Annotated in this window: 15 protein-coding genes and 1 tRNA gene; 9 read left to right on the top strand and 7 right to left on the bottom strand. The window is 55.1% G+C overall.

The window, feature by feature from the left end; translation table 11 throughout:
• Nucleotides 1–23: 23 nt before the first annotated feature.
• Nucleotides 24–1,229, bottom strand: a complete 1,206-nt coding sequence (fabD, locus tag FEAC_RS10875) for an ACP S-malonyltransferase (RefSeq protein WP_052566260.1) — start codon at nt 1,227–1,229, stop codon at nt 24–26.
• 122 nt (nt 1,230–1,351) lie between these two features.
• On the opposite strand from fabD, the gene FEAC_RS10870 reads away from it, so the two are divergent.
• Nucleotides 1,352–1,434 (top strand) — tRNA-Leu (locus tag FEAC_RS10870).
• A 511-nt stretch (nt 1,435–1,945) separates the two neighbouring features.
• Here the strand turns inward: FEAC_RS10870 and FEAC_RS10865 are convergent.
• Nucleotides 1,946–2,599 (bottom strand): MBL fold metallo-hydrolase, encoded by a 654-nt coding sequence (locus tag FEAC_RS10865; protein WP_081901148.1) that lies wholly within the window; start codon nt 2,597–2,599, stop codon nt 1,946–1,948.
• 118 nt (nt 2,600–2,717) lie between these two features.
• Here FEAC_RS10865 and FEAC_RS10860 point away from each other — a divergent pair, with 118 nt between their 5' ends.
• The 6 genes from FEAC_RS10860 to FEAC_RS10835 all read left to right on the top strand — a co-directional run bounded on the left by FEAC_RS10860 (nt 2,718) and on the right by FEAC_RS10835 (nt 9,307).
• Entirely contained in the window at nt 2,718–3,323 is a 606-nt protein-coding gene (locus tag FEAC_RS10860) for an ANTAR domain-containing response regulator (RefSeq protein ID WP_052566259.1), read from the top strand.
• Nucleotides 3,295–5,958, top strand: a complete 2,664-nt coding sequence (polA, locus tag FEAC_RS10855; RefSeq protein ID WP_035390225.1) for a DNA polymerase I — start codon at nt 3,295–3,297, stop codon at nt 5,956–5,958. Before FEAC_RS10860 ends, polA begins: the two co-directional genes overlap by 29 nt.
• A 147-nt stretch (nt 5,959–6,105) precedes the next feature.
• A complete protein-coding gene (gene rpsA / locus FEAC_RS10850; RefSeq protein WP_052566258.1) occupies nt 6,106–7,350 on the top strand; it encodes a 30S ribosomal protein S1 in 1,245 nt (414 codons plus the stop codon).
• Between the two features lie 15 nt (nt 7,351–7,365).
• Nucleotides 7,366–7,980, top strand: a complete 615-nt coding sequence (coaE, locus tag FEAC_RS10845) for a dephospho-CoA kinase (protein WP_035390251.1) — start codon at nt 7,366–7,368, stop codon at nt 7,978–7,980.
• 38 nt (nt 7,981–8,018) lie between these two features.
• Nucleotides 8,019–8,843, top strand: coding sequence for an HDOD domain-containing protein (locus tag FEAC_RS10840; RefSeq protein WP_035390224.1), 825 nt, complete (start codon nt 8,019–8,021; stop codon nt 8,841–8,843).
• 239 nt (nt 8,844–9,082) lie between these two features.
• Entirely contained in the window at nt 9,083–9,307 is a 225-nt protein-coding gene (locus FEAC_RS10835; protein ID WP_152623200.1) for a hypothetical protein, read from the top strand.
• Between the two features lie 290 nt (nt 9,308–9,597).
• On the opposite strand, the gene FEAC_RS10830 is transcribed toward FEAC_RS10835, so the two are convergent.
• The 4 genes from FEAC_RS10830 to FEAC_RS10815 form a co-directional block, all read right to left on the bottom strand.
• Nucleotides 9,598–11,565 (bottom strand): M13 family metallopeptidase, encoded by a 1,968-nt coding sequence (locus tag FEAC_RS10830; protein WP_035390222.1) that lies wholly within the window; start codon nt 11,563–11,565, stop codon nt 9,598–9,600.
• A gap of 69 nt (nt 11,566–11,634) precedes the next feature.
• On the bottom strand, nt 11,635–12,495 hold the full coding sequence (locus FEAC_RS10825; protein ID WP_035390221.1) for a choice-of-anchor A family protein: 861 nt from the start codon (nt 12,493–12,495) through the stop codon (nt 11,635–11,637).
• A gap of 155 nt (nt 12,496–12,650) precedes the next feature.
• Entirely contained in the window at nt 12,651–12,932 is a 282-nt protein-coding gene (locus FEAC_RS10820) for a DUF6295 family protein (RefSeq protein WP_035390250.1), read from the bottom strand.
• Nucleotides 12,933–12,937: 5 nt separating this feature from the next.
• Entirely contained in the window at nt 12,938–13,684 is a 747-nt protein-coding gene (locus FEAC_RS10815) for a dienelactone hydrolase family protein (protein ID WP_035390220.1), read from the bottom strand.
• Between the two features lie 298 nt (nt 13,685–13,982).
• Between FEAC_RS10815 and uvrB the strand changes: the two genes are divergently transcribed.
• Nucleotides 13,983–15,968, top strand: a complete 1,986-nt coding sequence (gene uvrB, locus FEAC_RS10810) for an excinuclease ABC subunit UvrB (protein ID WP_081901145.1) — start codon at nt 13,983–13,985, stop codon at nt 15,966–15,968.
• A 67-nt stretch (nt 15,969–16,035) separates the two neighbouring features.
• The gene (locus FEAC_RS10805) at nt 16,036–16,515 is read left to right on the top strand and encodes a hypothetical protein (protein WP_152623065.1); all 480 of its coding nucleotides are present in this window, start codon (nt 16,036–16,038) and stop codon (nt 16,513–16,515) included.
• 4 nt (nt 16,516–16,519) lie between these two features.
• Here FEAC_RS10805 and FEAC_RS10800 read toward each other — a convergent pair.
• Nucleotides 16,520–17,185: IS66 family transposase (locus FEAC_RS10800; protein WP_236684643.1), on the bottom strand; the 666-nt coding region annotated here is incomplete at its 5' end.

Below are 17,185 nucleotides of genomic sequence, written 5' to 3'. Positions count from 1 at the left end.
TGTCGAGTAATGGTCTGGTCCGCCTAGTTCTCAAGGGCCGACTGATCAGTCATGGTGAGCCATGCGATAGGTTGTCCAGAGGTCACTCGCTCTCCAGGTAGTGCAATCATCCCCTGAAGTGTGCCTGCGAATGGCGAACGGATTTGAGTTTCACCAATGGTGCCGAGGAGCTGACCAACGAATACTGGATCGCCAACTACACAGTTAGCTGCCTCCGGTCGAAATACACCACTAGATGGTGCGACTACAAGGCGTTCGGTGCCATATAGGCGTTCACCCTGGTGAGAGGTCGCCCAATCATCAACTGGGCCCTCCGAGGCCACAAATGCTAGGAGCTTCTCGAGATCTGCGGGCGTGGCGATCGATAGAACCGAGAGCTCGGGTGCCGTACGCTTCATGAGATTGGTGAGTACACCCCCGGGGCCGACCTCTAGGACTAGACGTGGTTTAAGTTCTCGTAGGTACTGAATCGTCTCTTCCCAGCGAACGGTGTGCGTGAGTTGGTTTGCGAGTAGGGTTGGCCATTCCTCGGCGGCCACATGTTCGCGCGCATCGACATTCGCGATCACTGGGACCTCTAGATCATAGAACTTGGTGGCGGTGATAGCCTTGGCAAGTCGCTCACGAGCTGCTTCCATGTAAGGAGAGTGGAATGCACCCCCTACCTTTAGCCGCGTTACCCGCTTCACGCCGAACTCCTTGGCTCGTGCCTCCACCTGTGCAATGGTGTCGTAGGTGCCAGACAGCACAATCTGCGTAGACGAATTGTGATTGGCTACCCAAAGATCTCCGGGGATACTATCGCACATTGCTCGCGCAACATCGAGATCGGCGCCAAGAAGCGCAACCATTGCACCCGGCTGTGCTTCGGCGGCGATCGCCATGGCTTCGCCTCGCTCCTGCACAAGACGCAACCCCGCATCAAAGGCAAGGCCACCGGCCGCGACTAGGGCGGCGTACTCGCCGAGGGAGTGTCCGGCACAGACTTGAGGGGCAACGCCAAGACGCTCCACCGCATCAAGAGCAACCATTGAGAGTAAGAAGGTAGATATCTGTGTGTTACGGGTGATTTGGAGGAACTCGGAGTCAGCGTCGGTCAACATGTGGGTTAGATCGCGACGGAGTACATTGCTGGCTTCTTCGACTAACTCAAAAGAGGGATGATCAGCCCAGGGGGCTCCCATCCCTGGCTGCTGCGATCCTTGTCCTGGAAAGACAAAGGCAATCATTGCCGCTCCTTACCTTCTTGGCTATCGTGTGTGATCTAGGGCACAGTCGTGCTTACTATTACTTTGATGTCAAGCGGGCCTGAATGGTTACACGTTGTTCGTGCATTATGCTGTGTTCCCTAGCCCGGGTGGTGGAATGGTAGACACGGAGGCCTCAAAAGCCTCTGCTCGAAAGGGCGTGCGGGTTCGAGTCCCGCCCCGGGTACCCAAGGCCGTTGGCGAACCCGATACTCTCGCCAACACACCTCAACGATCTGCGCATCCTTCGTCCTGAAGCGGCCATCCCTGGAAGGTGCAGGTTCGGTGTCCGCTGCAGTACAATTATTTGGCCGCATCGACGCATTATTGCATGGCCGCTAAGGTACGGTCTCCGTGACGATCATAGGATCGGGCCTTTGTGGTGGCGACGTGCCGCCGTCAGCGGTTGCCGCCAGATGACGACGTTTCCAAAAGGCCTACGACCAAGTTCTACCCTTCAGGGTGAGGAGGATTTTGCCTAATCCATAGGCAGCTCAGTGCAAGTACAGTCCTGCTCAGTCATGGCATCGACGCCCATTCGCATCGACTCCTGCGACTTCTCCGCTAGACGTTGCGGACACTCAGATGGAGTGACTGTTCTAAAGAGTTTGCCCAAGATCAGCGAAAGCCGATTGGCCTTCAACATCGGAGCGACCGACGATAGGTTGGTCGCTGTGTTCTCTTATCCGGGTGAGAAGCTAGAGATTGATAAGGTAGGGATTTGACCGTCGTTCGATCCCGATGGTAGTGGTTTCGCCATGGCCCGGGAACACTTGCAGATCATCGCGAAGTGGAAGGATCTTCTCCCTCATTGACTGGTTAAGTAGCTCTGTGGAGCCACCGGGAAGGTCGGTTCTTCCGACTGAGCCTTTGAAGAGATGGTCGCCGGTGAACAGTACCTCGCCATCGGATAGCGACACCTGGAGGCAGATCGAACCAGGGGTGTGACCCGGGGTGTGGATGGTGTAAAACTCCATACCTGCACCTTTAAAACGGTCGCCGTCATGGAGATCCTGAATGAGTTCAGGTTCACTAAGATCGAGACCGGTCTCCCTGAGTGCCTCACGAAGCATTCCGCTGGACTGGAGGGGATCACGTAGGTAGTGGGCGTCGTCTGGATGCCGACATACAGGAGACTCCGGATAGCGTTGCGAGACGCTGCGTGCTCCACCGGTGTGGTCGACATGGCCATGGGTAGTGATGATGGCCTTAGGCGTGAGGTTATAGTGGTTTACTAGAGCCACAATGGCGAGTGGATCGGGCGGACAATCAATGATGACGCACTCCTGGTTATCGTCGGAGACGATCCAGGTGTTAGTACCTGCGACCCAGAGTGAGCGACCGACGATCATTATGACTCCCTTGGCTGTGGTTGAAGAATAGCACCTGATGGCACCCGTTTTGGCGAGTAGCGCCTAGCTTACTAGGGAATATCAAGAGGTTGTCTTTTGGGAGGCGTTGAGGGACGGTATGGCACAGCGAATCATCATTGCAGAGGATGAGGCAATCATTCGGAGAGATCTCAAGGAGATGCTCATCGCCGAAGGTTATGACGTCGTGGCTGATCTTGGGCGGGGAGACGAGGCGCTTGAGGCGGTCAGAACCATGCGCCCTGCGGCAGCAGTGCTGGATGTCAAGATGCCAGGGATGGATGGACTGAGCGTGGCTGAGGCTATCAACGCTGAGCAGCTTTGCGCCGTGATTATCCTCACCGCTTTCTCGCAGCGGTCGTTGGTTGAACAGGCGCGCGAAGCCGGGGTCATGGCCTATCTTGTTAAGCCCTTTCAGGCCGGTGACTTGGTGCCTGCCATCGAACTTGCTCTCGCTCGTTTCGACGAGAAGATGTTGGTTGAAGGCGAGTTAGAACGGATCCACGACGAGCACCGCAAACTCGAAGAGAAGTTAGAGACTCGAGTAATCCTAGATCGAGCAAAGGCTCGATTGATGGATGAGTATCAGCTCTCCGAGTCTGACGCCTTTCGCTTCCTACAAAAGACTGCGATGGACACGCGTGGCAAGGTGAAGGATGTAGCGGAGAGGGTGATCGATGGCAACCTCAAGCCCGGGAGGTCGTAGCGAAGAGACGGTACGACTCCTCGCCATCGACGGTTACTCGTTGATGTTTCGAGGCTATTACGCCATCCCTGATATGCATGGGCCAAGTGGTCCGACGAACGCACTTTTTGGCTTTTTCCGTATGCTTATCTCTGCCATCGGTCAGTTTCAACCGCATTATGTTGCGGTCGCGCTCGACCACCCTTCGGCGACCTTTCGTGATGAGCTTTATGCAGATTACAAAGGTGGACGCGCAGCCACTCCCGATGAGCTCCGATTTCAGCTAGAGGCTGTCCGTGGCTTGCTTGATGCTCTCGGTATCCCAACTATCGAAGTTCCTGGCTACGAGGCAGATGACGTGATCGCTACGCTAACGCGGATGGCAACAGACCAGCAAGTCCCCACCGAGGTCGTCACGGGCGATCGCGACATCCTACAGCTCGTGCATGACCCTATGGTCCGGGTGCATCTAACCGTGCAGGGGGTCTCGAATCTTGCCACCATGGACGAGGAGGCTATTCGTCAAAAGTATGGGGTGGATCCAAATCAGTACTGTGACTTTGCGGTCCTTCGCGGCGACAAGTCCGATAATCTGCCAGGAGTTCGCGGAATCGGGGCGAAGACAGCAGCGAACTTGTTGGAAAGATACGGCAATCTCGATGGAATCTTGGCTCAGCTCCCTGCGCTATCACCTCGTCAGCGCGCGGCATTGGAGGAGGCGGCGGCAGACCTCCCGCTATTTCGCAAACTTGCCCAACTTGACCGGGAGGTACCACTCGGTCGGAACCTTGGAGAGTTGATGTTATCGACTGACGTAGACCTCTCCAAGGCTGAGCGACTATTTGTTGAATCGTTCGGGTTGCGAACCGTCTTTGAGAGTTTGCGAGCTTTGTTCGACTCATCGGAGGCAGCTGTGGCGAAGGTCTCGAACAAGTTATCTGGCAGCACGCAGAGGGTCGACTCTTTGCGTCAAGCGCTCAATTCAGGCTCATCCTTCGTGGCAGCTGCGGCGCGCTTCGATGGTGAGGCAGGGAGGGTGCCGCCGTCAGCCCTGGGTTTTGGTTCTGAAGTAGGAGTGGGGGACTCAACCATCTGGATCAGCGCACAACCTAACACTCTAGATGCCGAAGATGCCGAGCTCCTCGGCGAGGTCTCGCTGGTTGGGATCGGACTCAAAGAGTTGGTACGCTCGCTGCATATCCTGAGTCCGTCGGCGTTGGCCCCTAAAGAGCTAATTGATCTCGGAGTCCTCGCATACGTCTTAGATGCCTCAGAGCGTCGATCCGACCTACGTGAGGTAGCCCAGTTGTTGGAGGTTGATTGGGTCCATGAGGCTTCAACTGACCTCTTTGACGTGAGTTCTGATGAAACCGCAATCAGTAGCGAGCTTGGCGTCATTCCGAAGTTGTTAGAACTTGCGCTTACTCGCATCGAAGAGGAGGGTGTAGGGCGGCTTGCCAATGAAATTGAGCTTCCACTGGTGAAGGTGCTGACGAGGATGGAGATCGCCGGTGTTGCTGTCGACCTTGATGTCCTAGAGACCATCGGTTCTGCTCTAGCGTCTGAGGCGGCTTCATCGCTTGAGGAGATTCACGCGTTGACCAGTCCAGGGTTCAACCCAAACTCGCCCAAGCAACTGGGAACGGTACTCTTCGATGAACTTGGTCTGCCTCATGGAAGAAAGACCAAAACTGGTTATTCAACCGATGCCCGCGTCTTAGAGAGTCTGCGGGAACACCCATTGGTGAGCCTTGTACTTCGTTTTCGTGAACTAGATAAGTTGCGGTCAACGTTCTACGAAGGGCTTCGAGGAGAGATTGCCGAGGACGGAAGGATACATGCAACCTTTAATCAGACGGTTGCGCGTACCGGTCGGATATCATCTGAACACCCCAACCTCCAAAACATTCCAGTACGTTCAGGTGAGGGACGGCAATTCCGCCGCGTGTTTGTCGCTCCGCCCGGCTCGCTATTAGTGGCGGCTGATTACTCTCAGATCGAGCTAAGAATTCTCGCTCACCTCAGTCAGGATCCGGGCCTGATCCAGGTCCTGAGTTCTACAGGCGATGTGCACTCCCTGGTCGCCGCATCGATCTACCACGTTGATCCTTTAACGGTGAGCTATGAACAACGGTCCGTCGCCAAAATGGTAGCCTATGGACTCTCTTATGGCATGGAGGCTTACGGACTAGCGACGCGCTTGAGCATCCCGAATGAAGAGGCCGAGGCTATCCTATCTGCGTTCTTTGATGCCTACCCGGGATTAATGAGCTATCGACAGGAGGTAGTTCGACAGGCGCGCGAACTGGGGTACACGACTACATTGCTTGGTCGCAGGCGGTATCTACCAGAACTGCGCTCTTCAAACCGTGCACTACGTCAGGGTGCTGAGCGCCAGGCCATGAATGCACCCACGCAGGGCCTTGCCGCTGATATCTTCAAGATGGCGCTTGTTGCGCTGGATCGTGAGCTCGAAGGCACAGGTGCACAGCTTGTGTTGCAGATTCACGATGAGGTAGTAGTAGAGGTTCCTGCTCCCAAAGCTGATGCCATCGCGGGTGTTGTTAGGGAGACCATGGTTAATGTGATTGAGCTAGCTGTTCCTTTATTGGTAAATGTTGGCGTGGGTACGAATTGGGCGGAGGCACGAGAATAACTACAACATCGTTAACTATCCGAGAACTGTTAGGAGAATTCTCCAGGTCGCGGCCGGGACGAGCGAAATTGGGCTATCATTAACTGAGAGTCTTCAAGGACTCGATTTGTATTGGTTCAGTTTTGAAATATTCGGGTAAGGAAGTTCATGAGCGAAGCGGACGTGGCTGCAGGAGTCGAAGATGATGCGGCCGCAGATACCATTGTGGTAGACGATCTTGGCGAGACGGGTCTTGAAGACGCTATCGCCAAGAGTGTTGTTGACTTCGATGAAGGCGATGTCGTTATTGGCACCGTTGTAAAGGTCGACAAGGACGAGGTCCTTTTGGACATCGGGTACAAGTCAGAGGGGGTCATTCCGCTTCGCGAGCTTTCGATCCGCAAGGATGTCGCTCCAAGTGAAGTCGTCAACCCCGGAGACAAAATTGAAGCCTTAGTTCTCCAGAAGGAGGACAAAGAGGGTCGATTGGTGCTTTCCAAGAAGCGTGCTCAGTTTGAGAAGGCTTGGAAAGAGATCGAGGCCATCAAGGCCCGTGATGGGGTAGTTCGAGGCGAAATTATCGAACTTGTCAAGGGCGGCTTGATCGTCGACATCGGCCTCCGTGGCTTCCTCCCGGCGTCACTGGTTGATTTGAGGCGTGTCCGCGACCTTACTCCGATGATTGGTCAGGACATCGAGGCAAAGATTATCGAGCTTGACCGAAATCGTAACAACGTGGTCTTATCTAGGCGAGCATTTCTCGAAGAGAATCAGCGAGAGCAGCGTGAGGAGTTCTTGACCAGCATCCGACCCGGAGAGGTCAAGAAGGGTGTTGTCTCTTCGATAGTGCACTTCGGAGTCTTTGTCGATCTTGGTGGGATGGATGGCCTCGTGCATGTTTCGGAACTCTCTTGGAATCATGTCGATCACCCATCCTCTGTGGTTTCAGTGGGAGACGAGGTCCAGGTCCTTGTGCTCGAGGTTGATCAGGATACCGAGAGGATCTCGCTCTCTCTCAAGGCGACCCAAAGGGATCCTTGGCAGGAGTTTGCAGCAGCGCACAAGGTTGGCGAGCTTGTCTATGGTCGAGTCACGAAGCTTGTTCCGTTCGGTTGCTTTGTCCAAGTGGCAGCTGGCATAGAGGGCCTAGTTCACATCTCTGAGATGGCACTCCACCACGTCGACCTACCAGAACAGGTGGTCACGGTTGGCGAGGAGCTTTGGGTCAAGATAATCGACCTCGATCCTCAGCGTCGACGTATCAGTCTCTCTATCCGCCAGGCTCTAGAGGGTGGTGAACTCGCTCCTGAGTATCGTGACGCATTCGCCGAGTATGGGTATGACGAAGAGGGCAACTTTATCGGCCCAGCTGAAGGTGATGAGGTCGCTGAAGGCGACACCGATACCGAGTAGTTGATTGGCTCGCACATGGCGGGTCGTTTAGGTAAAACCCGAGTCATCGCGGTCACCGGAACTATTGGTTCTGGAAAGTCCGCGGTGCTCGGGTTTTTTGCAAGGGCCGGAATACCCACGATCAGTGCTGATGCCGTCGCTCGTGAAGTGGTGGCTCCGCAATCCATGGGCCTAGCGGCTCTGGTGGATGTGTTTGGTACTGATATCCTCTCCGAGGACGGTTCACTTGATCGTGGCAGACTCGCACGACTTGTATTTAACGATGATGTTGGTCGAATGCGGTTGAACCAAGTTACTCATCCGTTGATTCGATCTCGTATCCTCGAGATGTTGCAGGAGATGAGCGATAGTCCGGTTGTCGTAGTCGAGATTCCGCTTTTGGATGATCATACTGTCGCTGATTACGGTATTGATGATGTATTGGTTGTTCGGGCCTCAACGGAACGAGTACTGCAGCGCTTGGTCGAGGATCGTGGGATGGATCCAAGCGATGCAGTCGCCCGAATGAGGGTCCAAGTTCCCGACGCGGTGAGAGACCAACTTGCCCGTTGGAGCGTCAGTAACGATGGTGATCTCGAAGATCTAGAGAGGCAAGTAGCCGGAGTGATCGAAGAAATAAAGATGCACTAACCATCGGCCGATACTGCTAGTCATCCAGGAGGTGCAGGTTGGATCTAGTTTCAGCGGAAGATATCAATCAAAAGATTGAGGTCTTTGAAGCCTCGCATGCTGTGGCGGGAAGACTATTGACGCTTGTCGAGCGTGATGATATTGGAGCCCGCGAAGTAGCTACCCTGGTGAGTGCTGACCCGATTTTGGTGTCACGAATTATGCGGATGGCTAACTCCGCCTTCTACGGAACTGGCGGACGAGTGCGTGAGTTACACGCCGGCGTCGCGATGCTAGGGTTTGAAGCCGTTAAATCTTTGGCGCTCGCCTCCTTTGTTGAGGGTTCTGGAACAGTAACACCGCAGGATTGGGATCACTCGATAACCTCGGCGGTAGCTGCGGCGGAGGTGGCGCGAACAATTGGAGCCGATCAGCAGCAGGCATTTTCGCTCGCGCTCTTGCATGATATCGGAGAGGCGGTTATAGCAAGCCTAGATCCTTCCTTTCACGAGGTTTTGGATAGCCGTCGATCGATGCCATTGACTGCGGATGCCGAGTCGGAGATGTTAGCTTCGGAGCGGAAACGTTATGGACTTCATCACGCAGCTATTGGGGCGGACATGCTTGCCAGTTGGAACTTCCATCCTGATCTGGTGCAAGCAGTAGCCCAACACCATACACCGAAGGGATCACTGTCGCGAACCCACGCTGCGCTGGTGGATGGGGACCGAATCGCACACATCATCGCCTGCGGATCGACGCTAGCCGAGATTAGGGACTTGCCTGGCATCCTGCTGCCTAACTATGTAGGTGATACACAGCTAGAGACAGTATTGACTAATGTTAGGGCGCGCTCTGCATCGATGATCGCTGATCTGTTCTGAGAGATTTGGGGGTCAGCACCTAACATGGGGTCTGCAATTCGGCAGTTTCAGATGTAAGTGCGAGATTGGGTCGACTATAGCTAACCAGCTGGGGTGAGTTTGGGAGGGTCGCTGGGGCTCCGCCAGCACTGTTCTGGGCGTCGCTGGGCAGGCATGGATGGATACCATTTTGGTGCGTTGTGGAGTGACATCCTCCCCATCCTTACGGACGCGGCTTGCGCTCCCGTTTGGTCAAGCTGATGATAGGAGTACAGCTACGAGGTTCGGCATTCAGCAACAGCGTAGCTAGATTCGCAACCCGAGTGCTTGGTAAAGATCAACGATCGTTGTTCGCCAGAGAGCTCGATTGTGACTGGGACACGATCGATAACCCGGTGATCACCCATTCGAAGCGCGCACCATCTTCGATGGTGATGGCACAGCAATTGCATGCCGGGGCACCCATAACAGCCCGAATCGGTTAAGAACGACCCGAAAGGCAGTCGAGTTCCGCGCTCCAGGGCCAATTGATGATGAGGTCTAGATCTGTGTTCCCACGCTGATAGATATCGTCTCAGAGCACAATAAAGGCTTCGACCCTATGGTAGCGAGCAAGCTTTCAATCATGGAGTTCCGATGCCGGGTCAACGTTTTCTCCCGGTCTCTCGGATCTGCCAGGCTTGATGGTGGCAGACCCGAGAGAGGTCAGCAAGCAGTTGGAGCGCTCTAACGCATGCCTAAGTAGGGACCGTGGTCATCGATGCCTGAGTAGAGGTCACCAGATGCTGACGCGCTCTTGCACGGGGAGCCACATCGGATCCGACGCTGTCGTATGAAAAGCGTCATGGAAAGCATCGATATTGCGAACCACTTGATTACACCTGAACTCATTAGGCGAATGTGGGTCGGTAGCTAAACGACGGAGCATCTCTTCATCGCGACGCTTGTCACGCCACCCGATTGCCCATGAATAGAAGAATCTCTGTGCCCCGGTCAGACCGTCGATAACCGGAGGCTCTTGGCCGCCGAGTGACAGCTGGTAGGCGAACCAGGCGATACCAAGTCCACCGAGGTCGCCTATATTCTCTCCGATTGTCAAGGAGCCGTTGACGGTGTGTCCAGGTGACTGTCGCGGTACCAACGCATCGTACTGTGCGATTAACGAACGGGTTCTTGACTCGAACGCCTCCCTATCCTCAGCAGTCCACCAGTCGTGGAGACGGCCATCGCCATCGTATCGAGAGCCTTCATCATCGAAGCCATGTCCGATCTCGTGTCCGATCACCGCTCCAATAGCGCCATAGTTGGCGGCTTGGTCGCGATCTGGATCAAAGAACGGATATTGGAGGATGGCAGCTGGGAATACTATCTCATTGAAGCCTGGGTTATAGTACGCATTTACGGTTTGCGGTGTCATGAACCACTCGTCGCGGTCTACAGGACGCCCGATCTTGTTGAGTTCACGGGCAAAGTGCCACTCAGAGACGTGGCGGATGTTTTCCCATAGGTTGGAGGCGTCGACGGACAGAGTAGAGTAGTCCTTCCAGCTTGATGGGTAGCCGATCTTAGGACGGAACTTGTTCAGCTTGTCGAGTGCACGCTCTCTAGTCGACGGAGTCATCCATTCGAGATTGCTAATTCGCTCGCGATACGCCGCGAGTAGGTTAGCAACGAGTGTGTCCATCTGCTGCTTTGCATTGGCATTGAAGTGGCGATCTACGTAGATGTGCCCGATCGCCTCGCCCATTGCGCCTTCGACAAATCCTACCCCACGCTTCCACCGATCTCTGATCTGGGCGGCACCTGTGAGCTTGGTGCTGTAGAAGGCGAAGTTCTCCTCTACGAAGGCGGCTGGGAGGTATGGGGCGGAGGCATGGATAATCCTCCAGGTGAGCCAATCCTTCCAAGCCGGGAGTTGGTCTTGAGTGAATAGGCTTGCTAGACCTTCAAGGAAGCTGGGTTGGCGTAGGACGACCTCTTCGAGGGCATGGCTTGGTGCGCCAAGCCCTTCGGCCCAAGTCTCGAGTGCACAGCCCGGGGAGACCTTTGCTACTGTCGCCAGCAGATCGTCGAAGCTGGTGAGGTTGTAGGTCTTTACAGAGTCACGACAGGCCACATTATCCCAATGGTGACTAGCGACCTCGTCCTCTAGTGCGACGATACGCTGTGAAGCCGCTCGGGCATCCTGACGGCCAGCAAGCTCAAGCATCCGTTGGATGTGGGCCGTTAGGTCGCCATGGATGGCTTGAAAACGCTCCTCGCGATAGTAGCGTTCATCTGGCAGTGAAAGCCCCCCTTGTTCAAGAAAGACAAGATAACGGCTAGGGTCTCCAGGGTCCGAATCCACGAAGAGGTGGAAGGCGCTTGCCAATCCCTCGCGTTGGGTTCGTCCTAGTAGCGCTAGAAACTCCTGGAGGTTCGTGATCGCGCCAACCTCATCCAGCAGTGGTTGGATAGGCTGCAGCCCGTTGCGGTCGATCGCCTCCTCATCCATGAAGCTAGTGAAGAGATCACCTAGTTTGCGCATCTCGGTTCCGACTGGTGCAGTTCTAGCCTCTTCGAGGATCACTCGAGTGTTTCGCTCTGCCTCTTCGGCGAGGATTACAAAGGTCCCATAGGTTGCCTTGTCTGCTGGAATCGGCGTCGCTGCCAGCCATGTCTCGTTGACGTGGCGGAAGAGATCATCCTGTGGACGAATTTCCGAGCTGAGTTCGTTAAGTGGGATGCCAGAGTTTAGATTCATGCAGACATCCTAGAGACGACAAGCCTGCGATGAGTACCCACGACGTTGTCGATCCTAAACCCTGCCTCGCTAACTCACCGGAGCCATGATGCGAAGCGGAGTCTTTGGCTGCTGGCCAACGGCCAACACGGGCACAATTGCCCGGGTTACCGGATACTGTGGCAACACTCCCCGAAAGCCATCTCTGTTGTCATGAATCACCGTCGGCTTCGCGGCATCGACTCTTAAATTCTCAGCAATGATATCTCCGTCGACTCCAGCTGATCCAACCACGCTTGCCTCAGGGGCCAGAACGCTGCCAATGAAGGTGACCGGTGGTAGCCGAAGGGAGTTGATGTCTCCAAAGTTCCAGAGCAGCCTGGGAGTCGTTGCCGCTGGCAGTTCCGTTGCTCGCAATCTGCCGAGGTCCTTTACAGTCCTCTCTGCTACGTTGATCACGACTGTTGCCGTGCTAGGGACACTAACGCGTAAGGTGAAGCTAGCAGTAGGGAGTTTGTTGAGATTCACGACATCCAATGATCGGTTTGTACCTCGAAGAAGGACTGTGCTGGTGCTTACATACATGGTCATGTTGGGAGTTAGCCTTGCCCAGCGAGTAGAGTCCAAGCTGAGGAGCTGGTGGACCAGTCCGAAAGCGATCGGCATAGCTCCGCATACATGTGTCGTGCACTCTAGCTTTGCACTGAATGGGTGAGGTCCCGCGGCCAGGAGTGTCCCTCCAACGGCAACTCCTCCTGTCGCGATTCCGGTTAGAGATGCATTATGGCTTACAAATACCCCCCACGGAAATTTCGGTACGACGCCAAAGTTAGGAGCGCTGGCGGCACTCAGGTTAATTGAGGGAGTTTGAGCAGCAGTAGCGGTGACGTACTGGCTAGCGGTACAGGTGGCGATGGCGGTCAAAGAACCGACTAGAAGAGAACGAAACATCGAGACCATCCTTGGTTGAGGCGAGCACCTTGGTGCATGCACGGCTGCAAGACCAGGATAGTTTAGTAGTTCAGTGAAAATTTCTAGTCTAAAACTAAAGATTTGCCGCAATAGTTCCGATAACGAACACTATTACGGCAAATCTACGAAGACAGCTACGAAATCGTCAGTTCCTCATCGATGAGTCCCTCTGGAGCCTCGGCGATCATCGATAGTATCGCCTCGGCGAGCGCCTTTGCTGATCGAGGAGAGAGCTCAAGCGCTGCGCTCCTCTTCGGGTCATCCTGATCTGCAAAGAGGTCGATGTTAAGCGAATGCGTCGCCGGAAAGGCAACCGGGTGATCTAGGTATACCGAAGCCGTCTTCACTCGTTCCCATGATGCACCACTCTTAGCATTTCCAAAGAGTTTGAGTGTGGCGGTGGTGTAGGTACACATCTTGGTCACGCACCTAGGTGGGTACCGAAGAAGGTGAAGATGTGTCCCCACGCATCCATTGCTGCCTCTGGTCGATAAGAGGGCGAAGCAGTATTAAAGAAAGCATGGCCGGCACCGTCATAGCGGTGAAATTCATGGGCTTTGTTGAGCTTGGTAAGCACTTCATCGAGCCTATTGACCTCGTCGGGGCCCGGGTAGGAGTCATCGTTGCCAAAGAGCCCCAACACTGGACCGGTGAGCTTGGAGGCGCGGTCAACGACGGCTGTCACCTTCATCGGCGACTCGCTTGGCGGTTGATTGACGACGAAGGCACCGTAACAGTCAACAATTGCATCGAATGGCAGTTCACATCCAGAGAGGAAGGACTGACGACCCCCTGAACAGTAGCCGATAACGCCACTCTTGCCATTGGCATTCGGTTGGTGTAGCAGAAAATCCCGGGCACCAGATACGTCCCCTAGGAGTCGATCGTCAGGCACTCCACCTTTGGACCTAGCTATAGCTGCAGCGTCATCAGGTGCAGCGCCTGGCGCCTCGCGGAAGTAGAGGTTTGGCATAAGTACCGCGTATCCGTGGCGAGCAAAGCGAATGGCAATCTCCTTTGTCGCCTCGTCGTAGCCCGGCATGTGGTGGATCACTACCACCGAACCAACCGAAGTCAAACCTAGCGGACGAGCGAAGAAGCCCTCAATCCACTCTCCCTTAGCACCTTGAAATGCAATCTCTTCTCCGAGTACGGCATGATCTGTCATTGAACCTCCCATAAGGGTTGATGGCAGACGCGCATATGCGTCCACGTCAGGGGTGTAGTTGCAATTAGCAACTACTATCTACCTTAACCTCTGGCCCCAGCTCTTGGGCCTGGTTGGGCGCGGTTTCCTAGCTGAGGAGTCGAAAATATCCTCTGGTGCCGGGCCATCGGGCCCTGGTACTCCATAAGGATATTGCTTGCATTATCGATAGGGTGGTGTGTATTGACTAGATGTTGAGAGATCTTCAGTGAGATTCAACGGGTGGCTCTTGTTGGGACGTGACGCCTAAGCTGGATTGGTGCCAGACTTTCAGGTCGTCTCGAACTATGAACCCGCCGGAGATCAGCCGAAGGCTATCGCAGCACTCGCTGAAGGCATCGAGAGCGGTGAGCGTTTTCAAACGTTGCTTGGTATCACCGGTTCAGGCAAGAGTGCGACGATAGCCTGGACCATCCAGGCGGTGCAGCGGCCGACGCTGATTATCGCCCCAAACAAGTCACTAGCCGCACAACTCGCGAATGAATTTCGAGGGTTCTTCCCACATAATCGAGTCGAGTATTTTGTCTCCTACTACGACTACTACCAACCCGAGGCGTATCTCCCTACCACAGATACCTACATCGAGAAGGACTCGTCTATAAACGATGAGATCGACCGGCTCCGCCACGCTGCCACCTCTGCTCTGCTCACTAGAAGAGACGTCGTAGTCGTCGCCTCTGTCTCGTGCATCTACGGCCTTGGCTCACCTGAAGAGTATCAGGGGCAGATCCTACCGTTGCGCCGTGGTGAGAGTATTCCGCTGCCTGTTGTAGCACGTTCGCTGGTGGCAATGCAATACGAGCGTAACGACGTGGAGGTCTCGCGCGGAAAGTTTCGATTGCGTGGTGATACGGTCGAGGTGCATCCAGCCTACGAGGAGTTCGCGATGCGGATTGAGTTCTTCGGGGAAGAGATTGAACGCATCTCTAAGGTTGACCTCATGACCGGTGAACTCGTGAAGGATTTGGATGAGTTTGTTATCTTTCCGGCGACTCATTACCTAGCGAGTCCAGAACGTTTGAAGACGGCAATGAATGGCATTGAAGAAGAGTTGCGAAGCCAACTGGGTTACTTCGAGGACAGAGGTAAGTTGCTCGAGGCACAGCGACTTAAGATGCGTACCGAGTTTGATCTCGAGATGCTCTCCGAGGTCGGGTTTTGTTCAGGTATCGAGAACTATTCACGTCACCTCGACGGGCGTCAGGCCGGTGAACCTCCCTTTACTTTGCTCGACTACTTCCCCAAGGACTACCTACTCATAATCGACGAGAGCCATGTAACCGTGCCACAACTCCGGGGTCAGTATGCTGGCGATCGTTCTCGCAAGGAGACTCTGGTAGAGCACGGCTTTCGGCTGCCCTCAGCCATGGACAACCGTCCGCTCCGCTTTGATGAATTTTATGAGCGGATCAATCAAGCTATCTTCCTCTCGGCAACCCCTGCCCCCTACGAGATCGCTGCGTCCGCTCGTGTGGTCGAGCAGATTGCGAGGCCAACAGGATTACTGGATCCGGTTGTAGAAGTTCGCCCCACCAAGGGTCAGATCGATGATCTACTGGCGGAGATCCACCGGCGTGTCGACCAAAATGAACGCGTATTGGTGACGACGTTGACGAAAAAGATGGCCGAGGATTTGACTGACTACTTCGAAGGACTTGGCGTGAGAGTCCGCTATCTGCACTCAAACGTAGAGACTCTTGATCGGATCGAGCTGATTCGGGACCTCCGTCTTGGCGAGTATGACGTCCTGGTTGGTATCAACTTACTGCGCGAGGGGCTCGATCTCCCAGAGGTGTCTCTCGTTGCAATCTTGGACGCTGATAAGGAGGGGTTTCTACGATCAGAGACATCTCTTGTCCAGACGATTGGTCGTGCCGCGCGTAACAGCCATGGAATGGTGCTCCTCTATGGAGACAAGGTGACTCGGTCGATGGAGTATGCGATCTCGGAGACATCTCGCAGACGTGCCTTACAGGAGAGCTATAACCGTGAACACAATATCACGCCTACCACAGTTACAGCTCGACTTGGTGATCTCATAGGAGACGAGCGTTCGGGGACAAGGGTACCAAAGCTAAGGCGTTCGAAGGCGGAAGAGAGATATGCACATCTCGCTCCCGAACAGCTAAAGGAGGTCATCGAGGCCCTTACCATCGAGATGGAGACGTGTGCTACCGAGTTGCGTTTTGAAGAGGCGGCAAGGCTACGCGATGACATCAAGGGGTTGAGTCGCCTGCTCACTTGAGCAAAATCAGTCGTAACCATTCAGGTCCCTCAACCACTTAGCAGCTGGTGATGGTACCGTGATGGCAATGAGCAAGACGAAGAGGCCAGAGGCTAGCGGCACGGTTATGCTTCGGTGTGCTCACCACGCCCTGATGCTGCCTCCACCCGAAGAGGCGTTGGCTGAGTCACCGACCTGGCTGCGCGGGAGAGGACCCGTCTATTTCGCAGACGGTCCGGTCACTTTGGTCATGGCGCTCGAGGAGGAGGCATCGACCTCGCACCCTTCGATGATCGAAGCCCACGCTGAGGTGCTGCTTATCTGGGCCAAACTGGCCAATGATTTGCTGGGGACCACCCCTCTCGAGGCACCCGAGCGCAAAAGGATGGGTTTTAACGTCCTCGTCTTTTGTACGGAGCTCGCATCCGCGCTACATTCTGAACGCTTCGGGCCGAAGATCTCATTCGATCGACGCAATAGGGCCCTCGAAGTGGTCGCCCAGGCCACCTTGCAGATCGGGGCATGCCTAGTTGCCACGGTGCGCGACTATCAGGCATCGCTCTCGTAGACGTTCACGGACCGGGAAGCGTCGGCATCCAACAGTGTCCCCCAAAGAGCTGGGTTAGGACCTCCGTTGCGTTGTGGCCCTGCTTTCTCGCAGTGGAGAGGTAAGAGCGTACTCGAACCCAAGCTTGAGCCCCCTCCTCGGATCGCCAACCACCTGAGATCTTGTTCTGTAACTTGAGCATACGAACGTCACGCTCACTCAAGTTATTGTCGAAGTCCACTGCGAAGTTGGTCCCAAAACGCAGAACCTCACTGCGGTAGCGATCGAGGCGCTCGAGCAGGTTGGCAGCCTTGGACTTGGCTCTGCGTCCCCTCTTGCCCGACACTCGCTCGGGCAAAGGGTTAGCGGCGAAGCCCGCAGCGACGATGCGGTCATAGCGGGCCAGGTAGCGCCCGAGGAGACGGGGATCGAGGGCGACCTTGCCCTTGTCAGAGGCCCGACCCACCGCTGCTTTGATCTCGAGGAGCAACCCTGCCATCTCGCTTGCCCACCCCTGACCCATCTGGCTAGACACGTACTCGAGCTCTCGAAGGTGATGAGCATTGCAGAGAGCGTGCGTTGCATCTTCGTAGCGTAGGTAGGGCTTCCAACCATCGTGTTGAGCGACACCGGTGAACCCTGGTAGCACATCCATCGCGTCCATCGCTAAGATGCCTCGTCTCGGGTGCAC

This window comes from Ferrimicrobium acidiphilum DSM 19497 (assembly GCF_000949255.1).
GTDB lineage: Bacteria > Actinomycetota > Acidimicrobiia > Acidimicrobiales > Acidimicrobiaceae > Ferrimicrobium > Ferrimicrobium acidiphilum.
The sequence above is the reverse complement of the archived record's forward strand: the minus strand, read 5'-3'. Positions and strand labels throughout refer to the sequence as shown.